Origin of the sequence: Sphingomonas sp. CD22, assembly GCF_034556155.1 — a bacterium.
In the GTDB taxonomy this organism is placed as follows: Bacteria; Pseudomonadota; Alphaproteobacteria; order Sphingomonadales; family Sphingomonadaceae; genus Sphingomonas.
Genome location: NZ_JAYDYX010000003.1, coordinates 81,219 through 95,020, shown reverse-complemented (window position 1 = coordinate 95,020; position 13,802 = coordinate 81,219). Strand labels below are relative to the sequence as shown.

Below are 13,802 nucleotides of genomic sequence, written 5' to 3'. Positions count from 1 at the left end.
GAATGCGCCCCAGCGGCCGCGCCCCCGACCAGATGCGGGCGATCACCATCGAACCGAACTTCACCCGCCACGCCGAAGGATCGGTACTGGTCGGCTTCGGCGATACCAAGGTGCTCGTCACCGCCAGCCTGGAAGAGCGCGTGCCGCCATTCCTGCGCGGCAAGGGCGAAGGCTGGGTGACCGCCGAATATGGCATGCTGCCCCGGGCCACCCACACCCGCGGCAGCCGCGAGGCCGCCAAGGGCAAGCAGTCGGGCCGTACCCAGGAGATCCAGCGTTTGATCGGCCGGTCGCTGCGTTCGGTGGTCGACATGAAGCTGCTCGGCGAGCGCCAGATCACGCTCGACTGCGACGTCATCCAGGCCGACGGCGGCACGCGCACTGCCGCGATCTCGGGCGCCTGGGTCGCGCTGCGCCTCGCGGTGAACACGCTGATGACCAGCGGCAAGCTGACCGTCGACCCGATCCGGCAGAAGGTCGCCGCGGTCAGCTGCGGCATCTATCAGGGCACGCCGGTGCTCGACCTCGACTATCTCGAGGATTCGGCGGCGGATGCCGACGGCAATTTCGTCTTGCTCGAAAACGGCAATATCGCCGAGGCGCAGGCGACCGCCGAACACGCCACCTATGACGAGGAGGCGCTGCTCCGCCTGCTCCGCCTCGCGCGGATCGGCTGCACCGAGATCTTCGCGGCGCAGGATCGCGCCGTCCAATGAGCGGCGAAGGCGATATCCCGCAGGCGATCCGCAAGCTGAAGCCCGGCCGGCTGGTCATCGCCAGCCACAATGCCGGCAAGGTGCGTGAGATCGCCGAACTGCTCGGCCCTCATGGCATCGCGCCCGTCTCGGCGGGCGAACTCGACCTGCCAGAGCCCGAGGAGACCGGCACCACCTTCGTGGCGAACGCCGAGCTGAAGGCGTTGCAGGCGGCCGATCTGTCCGGCCTGCCCGCGCTGGCCGACGACAGCGGCCTGTGCGTCGATGCGCTGGGCGGCGACCCCGGCATCTTCTCGGCGCGCTGGGCGGGGGAGTCGAAGGACTTCGACCTCGCGATGCGGCTGGTCGAGGATCGCCTCAACGAAGAGCCCGACCTGCCGCGCAGCGCGCATTTCGTCTGCGCGCTGGCGCTGGCCTGGCCCGACGGCCATGTCGAATGGTTCGAAGGCCGCGTCGACGGCACGTTGGTCTGGCCGCCGCGCGGCGCCAACGGCTTCGGCTATGACGCGATGTTCCTGCCCGAGGGCGGACCTGAGACGTTCGGCGAGATGGACGCCGCCGCCAAGCACGCGATCAGCCACCGCGCCGACGCGTTCCGCCAATTGGTCGCCGCGGTTCTCTAGGCGATGACGGGCGTCGATCCGGTCCTCGTGCGGGGCTGGCTCGCCGCCCGCTCGCTGTCACGCGGCCTGCCGGCGCCGGTCGCCGACCATGGCGGCTGGCGCGTCGACACGGGCGGCGAGGTCGAACGCCGCCGTTACGTGTTTGCCGAGCCCGGCCCCGGCCTCACCGCCTTGCTCGCGACGATCGCCGAGCCGGGTGTCTTCGTAAAGCTCTGCGCCGATGCCGACACCTTCCGCACGCTGCTGCCTGCGCATTGGACGATCACCGACGCCAATTGCATGATGGTGCCGGACCAGCCCGTACCGATGCCGCCAATGGTGCCGCCCGGCTACCGGCTGACGTCTCTCCGCGACGGCGGCGTCACGCACACGACGATCGCCGCACCGGATGGCGGACCCGCGGCGAGCGGCTATGCGGCGGAACTGGACGGCATCTTCGTCTACGACCGGATCGTCGTCGAGGAGCCGCACCGCCGCCGCGGCTTGGGGAAAGCGCTGATGATGGCGCTCGGCGCGCAATGCACGCCGACATCACGCCAGGTGCTGACCGCCACCGCGATGGGCGCCGCGCTCTACGCGACGCTCGGCTGGCGGGTTTATGCGCCTTATACGACGGCGACGATCCTGATTCCTCCCCCGCAAGGGCAGGGCGATCGCATATGGCCCTCCCGGTAAGTCGTTCGCCCTCCAAATCCACTTCGTCACCCCGGCCTTGCGCCGGGGTCCCGCTTCTTTGACCGGCGCGAAGAAGCGGGATGCCGGATCAAGTCCGGCATGACGGGGATGGGAAAGCCGTTGCAGCACCCCAATGGCCATATGCGATCGCCCTGCCCGCCAGGGAGCGCCGCGTTGAACGGCCCCCGGCCGTTCAAACCGGCATTGTGGCGCGGCGAAGCCGTGACGGAGGGGGAGGACACGGAACCGACGTTTCCCTTTCCTCCCCCTCCGTCATGCCTGCGGCATGCCACCTCCCCCTGGCGGGGGAGGAATTGCGTTACGACGATGAATGTCGATCCCGCATAGGTCGGGGCAATATTCGGGGATTTGAAGACGACTCCTCCCCGCCAGAGGAGGAGACGGCATCATCGCAAGCCGTTCTCCTCGCCGCGGCGTGGACCCCGGAACGAGTCCGGGGTGACGGGAGATGAGGGGCGCCCGGCGCCTCTCAATACGCCACCGTCCCCCACACGTTGCCCGGCGGCGAATAGCGGCACACGACGAAATCGTCCTTGGCATTGCTCGCGATCGCGCAGCCGACCTGCGTCGTCCCGCGCCAGACGATCTGCGTGTAATGGCCGACGTCCTCCCAGCGGCCGGTCCTGCTCGATTGCGCCACCGGCAGGTTCACGAAATCCTTCTTCTCCGCCACCCAATGGCCGACCATCTCGTCGAAGCGATACGCCCCGCGGGTGCCGGTCCACAGATTCTCACCCTCGCGGTCCATTCCCATCGACTGCGGCGCATGTTCGAACTTGCCCGTCCGTGCCATCTCCTGCGCGTAGGCGAGCGCGGAGGCGGCGAGCGGCGCGCTCCACGTCAGCGGCGCGACGCCGACGTCGGCGCGGGCGCGATTCTGCCCCGCCAGCATCACCTCGCGCAGCAGCACCGAGCCGCGCGGCGCCGGCGCGGCGCTCGGCCGCGGCTCGACGACGCGCTCGGGCGCCTGCGTACAGCCGGCGACGAACATCAGCGCGGCGGCGAGCCATGAGTGGCGTTTCCCTGTCATTGCCGCCATATCGGCAGCATCATGACCCCCGACAAGACGCCGCTCGCGCTCTACGTCCATTGGCCGTTCTGCGTCTCGAAATGCCCCTATTGCGATTTCAACAGCCATGTCCGCGAGTCGGTGGATCAGGACGCGTGGCGCGACGCCTTGCTCGCCGACCTCGCGCATGAGGCGCACGCGCTGCCCGGCCGGACGCTCGGCTCGATCTTCTTCGGTGGCGGCACGCCGTCGCTGATGCCGCCCGCCACCGTCGCCGCGATCCTCGACGCGGCGCAGATGCATTGGCCGCCGACCGCCGATATCGAGATCACGCTGGAGGCCAATCCGTCATCGGTCGAGGCGGCGCGCTTCGCCGATATCGCCGCGGCGGGGGTCAACCGCGTGTCGCTCGGGTTGCAATCGCTGGACGACGGCGCCTTGCGCTTCCTCGACCGCGCGCATGGCGTCGACGAGGGGCTGGCGGCGCTCGCCACCGCGCAGCGGCATTTCGCGCGGGTCAGCTTCGACCTGATCTACGCGCTCCCCGAGCAGAGCCTGCCCGCGTGGGAGGCCGAACTGGCGCGCGCGCTGTCGTTCGGCACCGAGCATCTCTCGCTCTACCAATTGACGATCGAGCCCGGCACGCGCTTCGCCACCGAGGCCGCCAGGGGTCGCCTCGTCATCCCCGACGGCGACGCCGCCGCCGATCTGTTCGAGGCGACGCGTGCGCTCACCGATGCGGCGGGCCTGCCGGCCTATGAGACCTCGAACCACGCGCGGCGTGGTGCGGAGAGTCGCCACAATCTCACTTATTGGCGCTACCGAGATTATGCCGGCATCGGCCCGGGCGCGCACGGCCGCCGCGACGGATTGGCGACGCAGCGCCACAAGAAGCCGGAGAATTGGCTATCCGCCGTCGCCCGCAACGGCCACGGCCTGCAGATCGAGGAGCCGCTCTTCGCGCACGATCGCGCCAGCGAGGCGCTGGTGATGGGCCTGCGCCTGCGCGAGGGCATCGACCTGACGCATGTCGCAACGCTCGCCGGCGGTATCGCGCCGATCGACTGGGCCGCGGTGGAGCGGCTGGAGGCACAAGGCCTGCTCGCGCGCGATCCCGGCCGGCTGCGCGTGACGGAGGCGGGCACGCTGCTGCTCGACGCGATCCTGCCGCTGGTGGTCAAGGACGCCTAAGTCCTCCCCCTTGCGGGGGAGGAATGGGGTTCAGCGGCCGAACCCGGCCGGTGCCGGCGATACCGTCACCGTGGCGCCGTTCTGGATTTCCTGCACCTCGAGCGCCCGCTCGGCGATGCCGTCGCGCCCGAAGCGGAACGCGCCGTCGATCCCCGCAAAGCCATCCGCATCGCGCAACCGCGCCTCCGGGAACGGCCGCCCCACCGGCCAGTCGCGCGAGATGCGCACCGTCAGCAGCACCGCGTCATAGCCGAGGCTCGACAGCCGGTACGGTGCCGCATTGTAGCGCGCGCGATATTTGGTCGCATATTGCCGGTAGAGCGTATTGCCGACGCTGGCGAACCACGCGCCGTTGAGCGCCGGCTTGGTGGCGAGGCTGGTCTCCGAATTCCACAATTCGGTGCCGAGCAGCCGCGTCGATGCGCCGCTGCCGCGCTTGACCAACGGCGCCGCCACCGCCGCGCTCGATCCGGCATCGGCGATCAGCACCGCACCGTAGGGCGCCTTGGCATTGAGCCGCGTCACCGCGCCGGCGATGCCGCCGGCCACCCGGCCATAGGTCTGCAACGAGACGACCGAGCCGCCCGCCCCCTCGACCGAGCGCAGGAACGCAGTCGAGGCGCGCTCGCCGTACAGGCCGTTGGGGATCAGCCCGGCGAAGCTCGTCACGCCGCGGCTGGTGGCATATTGCACCACGCGGTCGATCGACTGCGCCGGCGCATAGCCCATCAGATAGGTGCCGTTGCCCGCCACCGACACGTCGTTGGAGAAGCTCAGCACCGGCACCCCCGCCGCCTTGGCGATCGGCGCCACCGCGCGCACGTCGTCGGACAGCAATGGCCCGAGGATCAGCTGCGCACCCTCGGCGATGGCATGCTGCGCCGCCGCCGCGGCACCGGTCGCGGTGTCGTAATTGGTGATCCGCACCTTGTCGGTGCCGGTGTCGAGCACCGCCAGCATCGTCGCATTGGCGATCGAGCGGCCGACCCCGGCATTGCTCCCCGACAGCGGCACCAGCAGCGCGACGCGGTTGCGCGCGGTATCGCGCGGCAGCCCGGCCTCGACCGGCTCGGGCCGGTTCGCCGCAGGACGCGGCGCCCGCTCGGGCGCGGTCACCGGCGCGCGCGGCACCACCGTCGAACAGGCGGCGAGCATCGCCGCCGCGGCCAGCGCGATGCCGCGGCGCAGCCACGGCCGTCGCGGTTCCGGCTGTCGCATCCCCGGCTGTGCAAGTGTCGATGCCTCTGCCATGACGTCCCCTGTGGCCATATCCGAACCTTTAGAAGCCGGGCTCTACATCGTCGCGACGCCAATCGGCAATCTTGCTGACCTGTCGCCGCGTGCCGCCGACATATTGACCCGCGCCGACGTGATAGCGGTGGAGGACAGCCGCGTCACCGCCGGCCTGCTCCGCCATATCGGCATCAAGCGCCCGATGCTCCCCTATCACGACCACAATGCAGAGGGGATGCGCCCCGGCCTGATCGCGCGCATGGCGAGCGAGGCGGTTGCGCTCGTCTCCGACGCGGGCACGCCGCTGATCTCCGATCCCGGCTACAAGCTCGTCCGCGACGCGCGCGCCGCCGGCCATCATATCGTCACCATCCCCGGGCCCTGCGCCGCGGTCGCCGCGCTGACGCTCGCCGGCCTGCCGACCGATCGTTTCCTGTTCGCCGGCTTCCTGCCCAGCAAGGCGCATGCGCGGGCGGTGGCGATCGACGAGATCGCCGCGATCCGCGCCACGCTCGTCCTCTACGAATCCGGTCCGCGCCTGTCCGCCTGCCTCGCCGCGCTGGCCGAGGGGCTGGGCGACCGCGACGCCGCGGTGACGCGCGAGATCACCAAACGCTACGAGGAAGCGGTCACCGGCACGCTCACCCATCTCGCCGCGCGCTACGCCGACGCGCCGCCGAAGGGCGAGATCGTGATCGTCGTCGCGCCGCCCGGCGAGGCGCCGCCGCCCGATCCGCAGGACGCCGACGCCGCATTGGTCGAGGCGCTGACCCGCCTGCCCGTCGCCAAGGCCGCCGGCGAGGTGGCCAAGGCGTTCGGTCTGGATCGCAAGGCGCTCTACGCACGCGCGCTGGAACTGAAGGGCGAATAGCGCCACGGCGCGCCGCCCCGTGCCGGCAGGACGGTAAATAGCGCCGTCGTTCAACGACTTGTCAACGAGTCCGCGGTTATGGTCCGCGCATGCAGATGTGGAAGACCGGCGTCACCTCGGCGCTCCTGATGGCCCTGGCGGGATGCGGCGGCGGCGACGGCAGCAGCGGCGGTTCGACCGCGGTGCCCGTGGTCAGCGCACCGGCGCCGACCCCCACGGCGACGCCCGCACCCAGCCCCACGCCGACGCCGGTACCATCACCGACCCCGACACCCGCTCCGACGACCTGGGCAGGTGCCGCCGCCGCGCTCTACGACGCCCAGCCGGATGCCGCGACCTGCCGCTCCGGCATGCTCAAGGCGAGCGTCAAGGCCGACTTCCTCGCCAAGCTCAACGCGATCCGCGCGCTGCACCAGCTCCCCGCGGTCACCTATTCGGAGGCCGAGGACGCGCAGGAGGCCGATTCGTCGCTGATGATGGCGGTCAACAAACAGCTCAGCCACACGCCGCCGACGAGCTGGACCTGCTATACCGCGAGCGGCGCCACCGCTGCCGGCGCGAGCAACCTGATCGGCGGCTGGGGCACCGGCCTCGGCTTCGACAGCGAGGACAGCTATCTCGGCCTGTGGCTGACCGAGGGCGGCAGCGCCTCGATCGGCCACCGCCGCTGGATCCTCAACCCGTTCCTCGGCAAGACCTCCTACGGGCGCGTCGCGGTCGTCCTGCCCGACGGCAGCCGCGCCAGCGCCGCCTCGATGCGCGTCTTCAACTTCGCCGGCGGCGTCACCGCACCGGCCGGCCTGCCCGCCTATGTCGCCTATCCGTCGGGCGACTATCCGGCGCGCTATTTCACGCTGTCGAGCTATCTGTCCTTCAGCGTGGTCGCGGGGACGACGAGCACGTTCGGCGCCAATGCCAACGTCCGCTACGATCGCGCGACGATCACCGTCACCGGCCCCGGCGGCGCGCTCGCCGTATCGGACGTGACCAGCGACAACGAAGGCTACGGCCTCGCCAACAACGTGCAATGGCGCGTCGCCGGTCTGCAGGCGGGCGTCACCTATACCGTGACCATCGCCGGCGTCACCGGCGCACCCCGCACCGATTACAGCTACACCTTCCGCGTCGTGAGTTAGGCGGCGCTGGTGTGGGGATGGTGCGCCCTACCAGTTGATCTTGTAGCTGTTGATGGCCTCGGTCTCCCCCACGACGCGGCTGATGAGGTCGACCTTCAGGTCGTATGGCGATTGATCGAGCTCTACGCCGCGCCCCACGCCAGTACGCCAGTCAAAGCGCACCTCGTGATTTACTGGCTTATCCGGATTGATCGGTCCCAGTGTGACGCGCGGTTGTCCTTCGGTGATGTAGACCGCAGGATGATCCCGCAGTTTCTCGATGATCCTCTGGATGTCGGCGTTAGAGAGATGTTGCAGCACCTGCCGGACGAGATAGACGTCCGCCTCGGGCAGGGGATCGGCGACCGCGTCCAGAATCTGGAACGACACGCGGTCGCCCGAGTGCACGGCCTGATTGTGCTCGACGAGTTCCGGCACGATGTCGCACCCGATATAGGTGTCCGGCGTATGCCGCGCGATCTCGGCACCGATCACGAAGTCGCCACAACCGATGTCGACGATCTTCAACGGACGCTGCGCCGCGGTCCGTAACGCATCCAGTTCCGCCAATATGGCGATGACATAGGCGTCGGCAGCATAGCCCCGCGATCCCGCCCCGGAGAAAAAGCGGCGGTCGCCCTCGCTGCCCCATAAGCCCTCGGCATAGGTCCGCTGAAAGGCTGCGCGTCGAACATGAGCCTCCCCCTCCGAACGCTTGCTACCCGCGCCGCCGAACTCGTCCGGGAGGTGTTCGACATAGGGCCTGGCCCAGCGCGCGAAATTGCTGTCGAGCGCGCGGACCGCGCCGGGCGTCAAATTCTTGACATAGGGCCACCCGAACGTTTCCCAAAGGTGGGTCGCATAGCTTTCCGAAATGTCGATCGGCTCATGCGACCGAAAGATCTGCTCGATCCCCTGCTCCGTCCACAGCGGCCAGAAGAACGCGCGATGGTCGAGCACCGTGACCTCGTTCGGAAACAAGCGGCTCATGAAGAACGGCAATTGCACCGAATGCTCGTTCCAGAAAGGCCGGTGCAGGTTCGTACCCCTGAACCAATTATACTGGTCAAGCCAACGCGTAACGAACAACGAATGCGGCTGTGCCAGGATCACCGCATTGGCGGTGCCATATTGGCCATTGACGCCCTCCTGTCCCAGAACGGCGGATTCATTTAGCAGCGGGTCGAAGCTGCGGTGGACCATGACGTCTGCGTCGAGATAAATGCCGCCCCGGTCCAGCAGCGCGACCAATCTTACGACATCGGCCCGGTGCGCGGTGTTCAGCAACGGATGACCGAATATCTCACGCGGCGCTTCCACCTTGACCTTGGTGACGAGCGGCTCCGTCAAACCCCACCAGACCGTGTCGGGTTCGAATTCATAGTAGAAGAACACCGAATCGGGCTTGATATGCTCGATCGCGCTGCGCAAGCACACGTAATGCATCAAACTCCACGGCTTTCCGCCGAAATCCTCGGATAGACCGAAGCAGTAATGCAAAATCTTCGGAATCTTCATCAATCGGTTCCGTCGTTATGGATTCGGGGGAAATGGCGTCGGGCGTAAGCGGCCTGCACGCGACGTGGCTGCGCCGCATCTTGCAGACCTCCATTATAGGCCGGTCGAGCAAGAGGTTGTGTCGGAGCCTCACCGAAATAGCCTTGCCCTCAAGCCGGGCATGCTTGTGCGACGGGAGCCGGTGCGGCAGGGTCGATACATGCGTCCCCCTCGCCGTGCCTCCACCACCGAGCGTCGTACTGCGGAGGCGGCGGGACGTCGCGGCGAGCGGCTGGCCGGCTGGTGGTTGCGGCTCAAGGGCTGGACGGTGCTCGATCGCCGCGTCCGCACGCCGGCGGGCGAAGTCGACCTCGTCGCGCGCAAGGGCAGCCTGATCGCCTTCGTCGAGGTCAAAATGCGCCGGACCGCCGCCGAACTCGACTTCGCGATCGACGAACGGCGCCTTGCCCGCGTCGCGGCGGCCGCCGAGCTGCTGATGCCGCGCTATGCCGGTCCCGGTGACGACATCCGCATCGACGTGATCCTGCTCGCCCCCGGCACCCGGCCGCGGCATATCGAGAATGCGTGGATCGGCGGCTGACGTTCAGGAATAACGCGCGGGTTGCGAAGCGGGTGACATTCCCCCCACGCCACCCTAAGTCCCGCCCCCAGACCAACAGCCCGCGAGTGTCCCGATGTCCCTCACCGTCGCCGTCCAGATGGACCCGCTCGACAGTATCAACATCGCGGGCGATTCGACTTTCGCGCTGATGCTCGCCGGGCAGAAGCGCGGCCACCGGCTGTTCCATTATGACGCCGGGGATCTCAATTATCGCGACGGCCGCGTCTGGGCGAAGGCGCATCCCGTCACCGTGCAGCGGGTCGAGGGCGATCATTTCCGGTTCGACGCGCCGGTCAGCCTCGACCTCGGCGAGGAGGCGGATGTCGTGCTGATGCGGCAGGACCCGCCGTTCGACCTCGGCTATATCACCGCGACGCATCTGCTCGAGCGGATCGCCGACCGGACGCTGGTGGTCAATGACCCGGTCAGCGTCCGCAACGCGCCCGAAAAGGTGTTCGTGCTCGATTATGCGCGCTTCATGCCGCCGACGCTGATCACCCGCAGCCTCGACGAGGCGCGCGCCTTCCTCGCCGAACATGGCGAGATCGTCGTCAAGCCGCTCCACGGCAACGGCGGCAAGGCGATCTTCAAGGTCGGCAGCGATGGCGCCAACCTGTCCGCGCTGATCGAGGTGTTCAACCAGACGTGGCGCGAACCGCATATGATCCAGGCCTTCCTGCCGGCGGTGGCGAAGGGCGACAAGCGTATCGTGCTGGTCGACGGCGTGGTGGCGGGGGCGATCAACCGGCTGCCCGGCGAGGGCGAGATCCGCTCCAACCTCGCGGTCGGCGGTTCGGCGGTGAAGACCGAGCTGACCGACCGCGAGCGCGAAATCTGCGACGCGCTGGGCCCCGAGCTGAAGCGCCGCGGCCTGATCTTCGTCGGCATCGACGTGATCGGCGGCGAATGGCTGACCGAGATCAACGTGACCTCGCCGACCGGCATCGTCGCGATCGAACGGTTCGACGGCACCGACGTCGCCGGCCTGATCTGGGATGCGATCGAGCGCAGGGTGGCGGAACGCGGCTGACCCCCGCGCCGTTACCCACCGGCATGACGGAGCTTATCCTCAACGGCATCGCCTGGGGCGGCTATATCGGCATCTTCCTGCTGATGGCGCTGGAGAATATTATCCCGCCGATCCCGTCGGAGGTGATCATGGGCCTTGGCGGGATGGCGGTCGCCCGCGGCGACATGGCAATGGTGCCGCTGGTGCTATGGGGCACTGCGGGCACGACCGCGGGCAATTACGTCTGGTATTATATCGGCCGCCACGTCGGCTACACGCGCTTCCGCCCCTTCGTCGAGCGGCACGGCCGCTGGCTGACGATGGAATGGGAGGATGTCGAGGCGCTGCACCGCTTCTTCGTGCGTCGCGGCGGCTGGGTGGTGTTCGTGTTCCGCTTCATGCCGACCTTCCGGACGATCATCTCGCTGCCAGCGGGGATCACCTGCATGCCGGTGTGGCGGTTCCTCGTCTGGACCTTCGCGGGCAGCCTGATCTGGAACAGCATCCTTGCCGGCGCAGGCCTCTACCTCGGTGCGCGCTTCGCCGAGCTGGACCATTATGTCGGGCCGCTGGCGGTGGCGATCATGGTGCTGATCGTGCTGGGCTATATCTGGCGCGTGGCGAGGTGGAAGCCGCGGGAGCGGTGACGTCGGCTGACGGAGGGTGGGAAAGAGCGGAAGCCCTGCGATGCTCCCGCCCTGTCCTCCCCCTCCACCACCACGCTGCGCGTGGCGGTCCCCCTCCCCCTGGCGGGGGAGGATTTCCTCATCCGTGCGGGTGGGCGTTGCGGTAGACGTCGAGCAGATGCGCCGCGTCGACCGCGGTATAGACCTGCGTCGAACTCAGGCTGGCATGGCCCAGCAACTCCTGCAGTGCGCGCAGGTCCGCGCCCCGGCCGAGCAGATGCGTCGCGAAACTGTGCCGCAGCGCGTGCGGCGTCGTCCGCTCGCCGAGCCCCAATTGCCCCCGGGCGCGCTGCACCGCCTTGCGGACCATGCCGGGGGACAGCGGCCCACCCTTGGCGCCGCGGAACAAAGGTGCCGCCGGATCGAGCACCCACGGCTGCTGCGCCGCATAGGCTTCGATCGCGTCGCGGACCTGCGCCAGCAGCGGCACGATCCGCGTCTTGTCGCGCTTGCCGGTCACCGCCAGCGTCTCGCCGAGCGGCAGCACCGCCGCCGGCAAGGCGATCGCCTCGCCGATGCGCAGGCCGGCACCGTAGAGCAACAGCAGCATCGCCCAATCGCGCGCGCCGATCCACGGCTCGACCGCCGCATCCGCCACCGCGCCGGCGAGCGCCAGCGCCTCGTCGGGCGACACCGGCCGCGGCACCCCGACCTTCACCCGCGGTCCGCGCAGCCGCGGCACGTCGCCATCGGGCACGACGAAGGCGAGGAAGCCGCGCACCGCCGACAGCTCGCGCGCGGCCGAGGCGTTGCCCAGCCCTTCCGCGCGGCGCGCGGCGAGGAAGGCGCGCAGGTCCGCCGCCGTCACCCGCGCCAACGCCGCCGCATCGACGCGCTCGCCCCAATGCGCCTGGAGGAAGGCGGTCAGCCGCTCGGCGGTCGCCTGATAGGCGCGCACGGTATGCGCCGACCGCCGCCGGTCGCGCGCGAGATGCGCGGCCCAGCGAACCGATGGAGGCGGCTCGGCAGCGCTCATCGCCGGGCCGCCGCGGCGCGCGCATCTAGGGTCAAGAAGAACATTTTAACTGTTTTGGGACAACACCATAGCGGCCATGAATGATCATCCGTCGTCATCCCATCCCTCCTATGACGAAACCGGCCGGCTCGCCGCGTTGCATGCGCTGGCGCTGCTCGACAGCGAACCCGAGAAGGAATTCGACGCGCTCGTCGCACTGGCGGCGGAGCTGCTCGGCTGCCCGATCGCGCTGCTTGCGTTGATCGACCAAAAACGGCTGTGGATCAAGGCGAGCACGGTGCCCGGCGCACGCGAGCTCGATCGCGACGTCGCCTTCTGCGATCGCACGATCCGGCAGGACCGGCCGCTGATCGTCGACGATCTCACCCAGGATACGCGGTTCGACAGCTTCCCGCTGGTCACCGACGCCGGCATGCGATTCTATGCCGGGACCGCGATCCACGTCGCCGACGGCGCCGGCGTCCGCCAGCCGATCGGCACGCTCTGCGTCCTCGACACCAGCCCGCGTTCGCTCAACGCCGCCGGCCATGCCGCCTTGCAGCACCTCGCCAGCCTCGCCGAGGCGCTGATCGCGGCGCGGCGCACCGCGATCGAGGCGATCCGCATCGCCACCACCGGCGAGGAGCTGGTCCGCCGGCTGGCGCGCAAGGAGCGCATCTTCCGCCAGGCGGAGCGGATCGCGATGATCGGGTCGTGGCGCATGTCGGTCGCCGATTCGGCGCTGGAATGGTCGGAGAACGTGTTCCGCATCCACGGCCTGCCGGTCGGTGCGGTCCCGCCGCTCGACAACGCGCTCGATTTCTACCCGCCGCACGCCCGCATGATGGTCGCCGACACGATCCGCCGGACGCTGGAGACGGGCGAGCCGTTCGAATTCGACACCGACCTGATCACCGCCGACGGCCACCGCCGCCGGGTCCGCGCCGCCGCCGAGGTCGAGGCATGCGACGGCATCGTCCAGGCGCTGGTCGGCGTGTTCCAGGACATCACCGGGCAGCACGAGTTGGAGACGCGGCTGCGCCACTCCGCCGATACCGATGCGCTGACCGGCATTCCCAATCGCGCCGCGTTCGACCGCGAATTGGATCATGCGATGCGGCGGGCGCGGGTCGACGGATCGCCGTTGATGCTGGCGCTGATCGATCTCGACGGCTTCAAGGACATCAACGACGCGCTCGGCCATGGCGTCGGCGACGACGTGCTGCGGCTGACCGGTGCGGCGCTGACCGAACCGTGGCTGCGCGACTGCTTCACCGCGCGGATCGGCGGTGACGAATTCGCGGTGGTGATCACCGATCCGGCGATGATCGCCGATCCCGATCGGCTGCGCGACCGGCTCGAGGCGGCGTTGCACATCCCGGTCGAAAGCGGCGGCATCACGATGACCAGCGCCGGATCGGTCGGGCTCGCGCTGTTCGACGCCGATTGCCACTCGCTGCGCGACTTCGCCCGCCGCGCCGACGTCGTCCTCTATGCGGCGAAACGCGCCCGCGTCGGCCAGGCGCAGCGCGCGAACGTCCGCAAGGCCGCTTAACGCTTTCCGACGAGTCGCCGAGCC

At 69.0% G+C, this 13,802-nt stretch carries 14 protein-coding genes; 10 read left to right on the top strand and 4 right to left on the bottom strand.

Features of this window, described 5'->3' with window-relative positions; genetic code table 11:
* The first annotated feature begins 2 nt into the window (after positions 1-2).
* From rph to SFC76_RS06780, 3 genes are read left to right on the top strand one after another with little or no spacing between them, the layout of a single operon-like run.
* Positions 3-716 carry a ribonuclease PH gene (gene rph / locus SFC76_RS06790; protein WP_322848732.1) on the top strand — a complete coding sequence of 238 codons (714 nt, stop codon included), beginning with the start codon at positions 3-5 and terminating at the stop codon, positions 714-716.
* Positions 713-1,339, top strand: coding sequence for an RdgB/HAM1 family non-canonical purine NTP pyrophosphatase (rdgB, locus tag SFC76_RS06785; protein WP_322848731.1), 627 nt, complete (start codon positions 713-715; stop codon positions 1,337-1,339). The genes rph and rdgB overlap by 4 nt, the downstream gene beginning before the upstream one ends.
* Before the next feature lie 3 nt (positions 1,340-1,342).
* A complete protein-coding gene (locus SFC76_RS06780) occupies positions 1,343-2,014 on the top strand; it encodes a GNAT family N-acetyltransferase (protein ID WP_322848730.1) in 672 nt (223 codons plus the stop codon).
* 490 nt (positions 2,015-2,504) lie between these two features.
* Here the strand turns inward: SFC76_RS06780 and SFC76_RS06775 are convergent, their stop codons facing one another.
* The gene (locus SFC76_RS06775; RefSeq protein WP_416222392.1) at positions 2,505-3,074 is read right to left on the bottom strand and encodes a CAP domain-containing protein; all 570 of its coding nucleotides are present in this window, start codon (positions 3,072-3,074) and stop codon (positions 2,505-2,507) included.
* Positions 3,075-3,086: 12 nt separating this feature from the next.
* Between SFC76_RS06775 and hemW the strand changes: the two genes are divergently transcribed.
* Positions 3,087-4,235 carry a radical SAM family heme chaperone HemW gene (gene hemW / locus SFC76_RS06770; protein ID WP_322848728.1) on the top strand — a complete coding sequence of 383 codons (1,149 nt, stop codon included), beginning with the start codon at positions 3,087-3,089 and terminating at the stop codon, positions 4,233-4,235.
* Between the two features lie 30 nt (positions 4,236-4,265).
* Here hemW and SFC76_RS06765 read toward each other — a convergent pair whose 3' ends face one another.
* Entirely contained in the window at positions 4,266-5,453 is a 1,188-nt protein-coding gene (locus SFC76_RS06765; protein WP_322849083.1) for a penicillin-binding protein activator, read from the bottom strand.
* A gap of 31 nt (positions 5,454-5,484) precedes the next feature.
* Here SFC76_RS06765 and rsmI point away from each other — a divergent pair, with 31 nt between their 5' ends.
* Positions 5,485-6,339 carry a 16S rRNA (cytidine(1402)-2'-O)-methyltransferase gene (gene rsmI, locus SFC76_RS06760; protein WP_322848727.1) on the top strand — a complete coding sequence of 285 codons (855 nt, stop codon included), beginning with the start codon at positions 5,485-5,487 and terminating at the stop codon, positions 6,337-6,339.
* A gap of 89 nt (positions 6,340-6,428) precedes the next feature.
* A complete protein-coding gene (locus SFC76_RS06755; RefSeq protein WP_322848726.1) occupies positions 6,429-7,475 on the top strand; it encodes a CAP domain-containing protein in 1,047 nt (348 codons plus the stop codon).
* 27 nt (positions 7,476-7,502) lie between these two features.
* On the opposite strand, the gene SFC76_RS06750 is transcribed toward SFC76_RS06755, so the two are convergent.
* Positions 7,503-8,972 carry a glycosyltransferase gene (locus SFC76_RS06750; protein ID WP_322848725.1) on the bottom strand — a complete coding sequence of 490 codons (1,470 nt, stop codon included), beginning with the start codon at positions 8,970-8,972 and terminating at the stop codon, positions 7,503-7,505.
* A gap of 199 nt (positions 8,973-9,171) precedes the next feature.
* Between SFC76_RS06750 and SFC76_RS06745 the strand changes: the two genes are divergently transcribed.
* The 3 genes from SFC76_RS06745 to SFC76_RS06735 all read left to right on the top strand — a co-directional run bounded on the left by SFC76_RS06745 (position 9,172) and on the right by SFC76_RS06735 (position 11,229).
* Positions 9,172-9,552: a YraN family protein gene (locus tag SFC76_RS06745; RefSeq protein ID WP_322848724.1), complete on the top strand. Its 381-nt coding sequence runs from the start codon at positions 9,172-9,174 to the stop codon at positions 9,550-9,552.
* A gap of 94 nt (positions 9,553-9,646) precedes the next feature.
* Complete coding sequence (gene gshB, locus SFC76_RS06740) at positions 9,647-10,603, top strand: glutathione synthase (RefSeq protein WP_322848723.1); 957 nt, start codon at positions 9,647-9,649, stop codon at positions 10,601-10,603.
* A 23-nt stretch (positions 10,604-10,626) separates the two neighbouring features.
* Positions 10,627-11,229 (top strand): DedA family protein, encoded by a 603-nt coding sequence (locus tag SFC76_RS06735; protein WP_322848722.1) that lies wholly within the window; start codon positions 10,627-10,629, stop codon positions 11,227-11,229.
* Positions 11,230-11,347: 118 nt separating this feature from the next.
* Here SFC76_RS06735 and SFC76_RS06730 read toward each other — a convergent pair whose 3' ends face one another.
* Positions 11,348-12,244 carry a tyrosine recombinase XerC gene (locus SFC76_RS06730; RefSeq protein WP_322848721.1) on the bottom strand — a complete coding sequence of 299 codons (897 nt, stop codon included), beginning with the start codon at positions 12,242-12,244 and terminating at the stop codon, positions 11,348-11,350.
* Between the two features lie 76 nt (positions 12,245-12,320).
* Here SFC76_RS06730 and SFC76_RS06725 point away from each other — a divergent pair, with 76 nt between their 5' ends.
* Complete coding sequence (locus tag SFC76_RS06725; protein WP_322848720.1) at positions 12,321-13,778, top strand: diguanylate cyclase domain-containing protein; 1,458 nt, start codon at positions 12,321-12,323, stop codon at positions 13,776-13,778.
* The last annotated feature ends 24 nt before the right edge of the window (positions 13,779-13,802 follow it).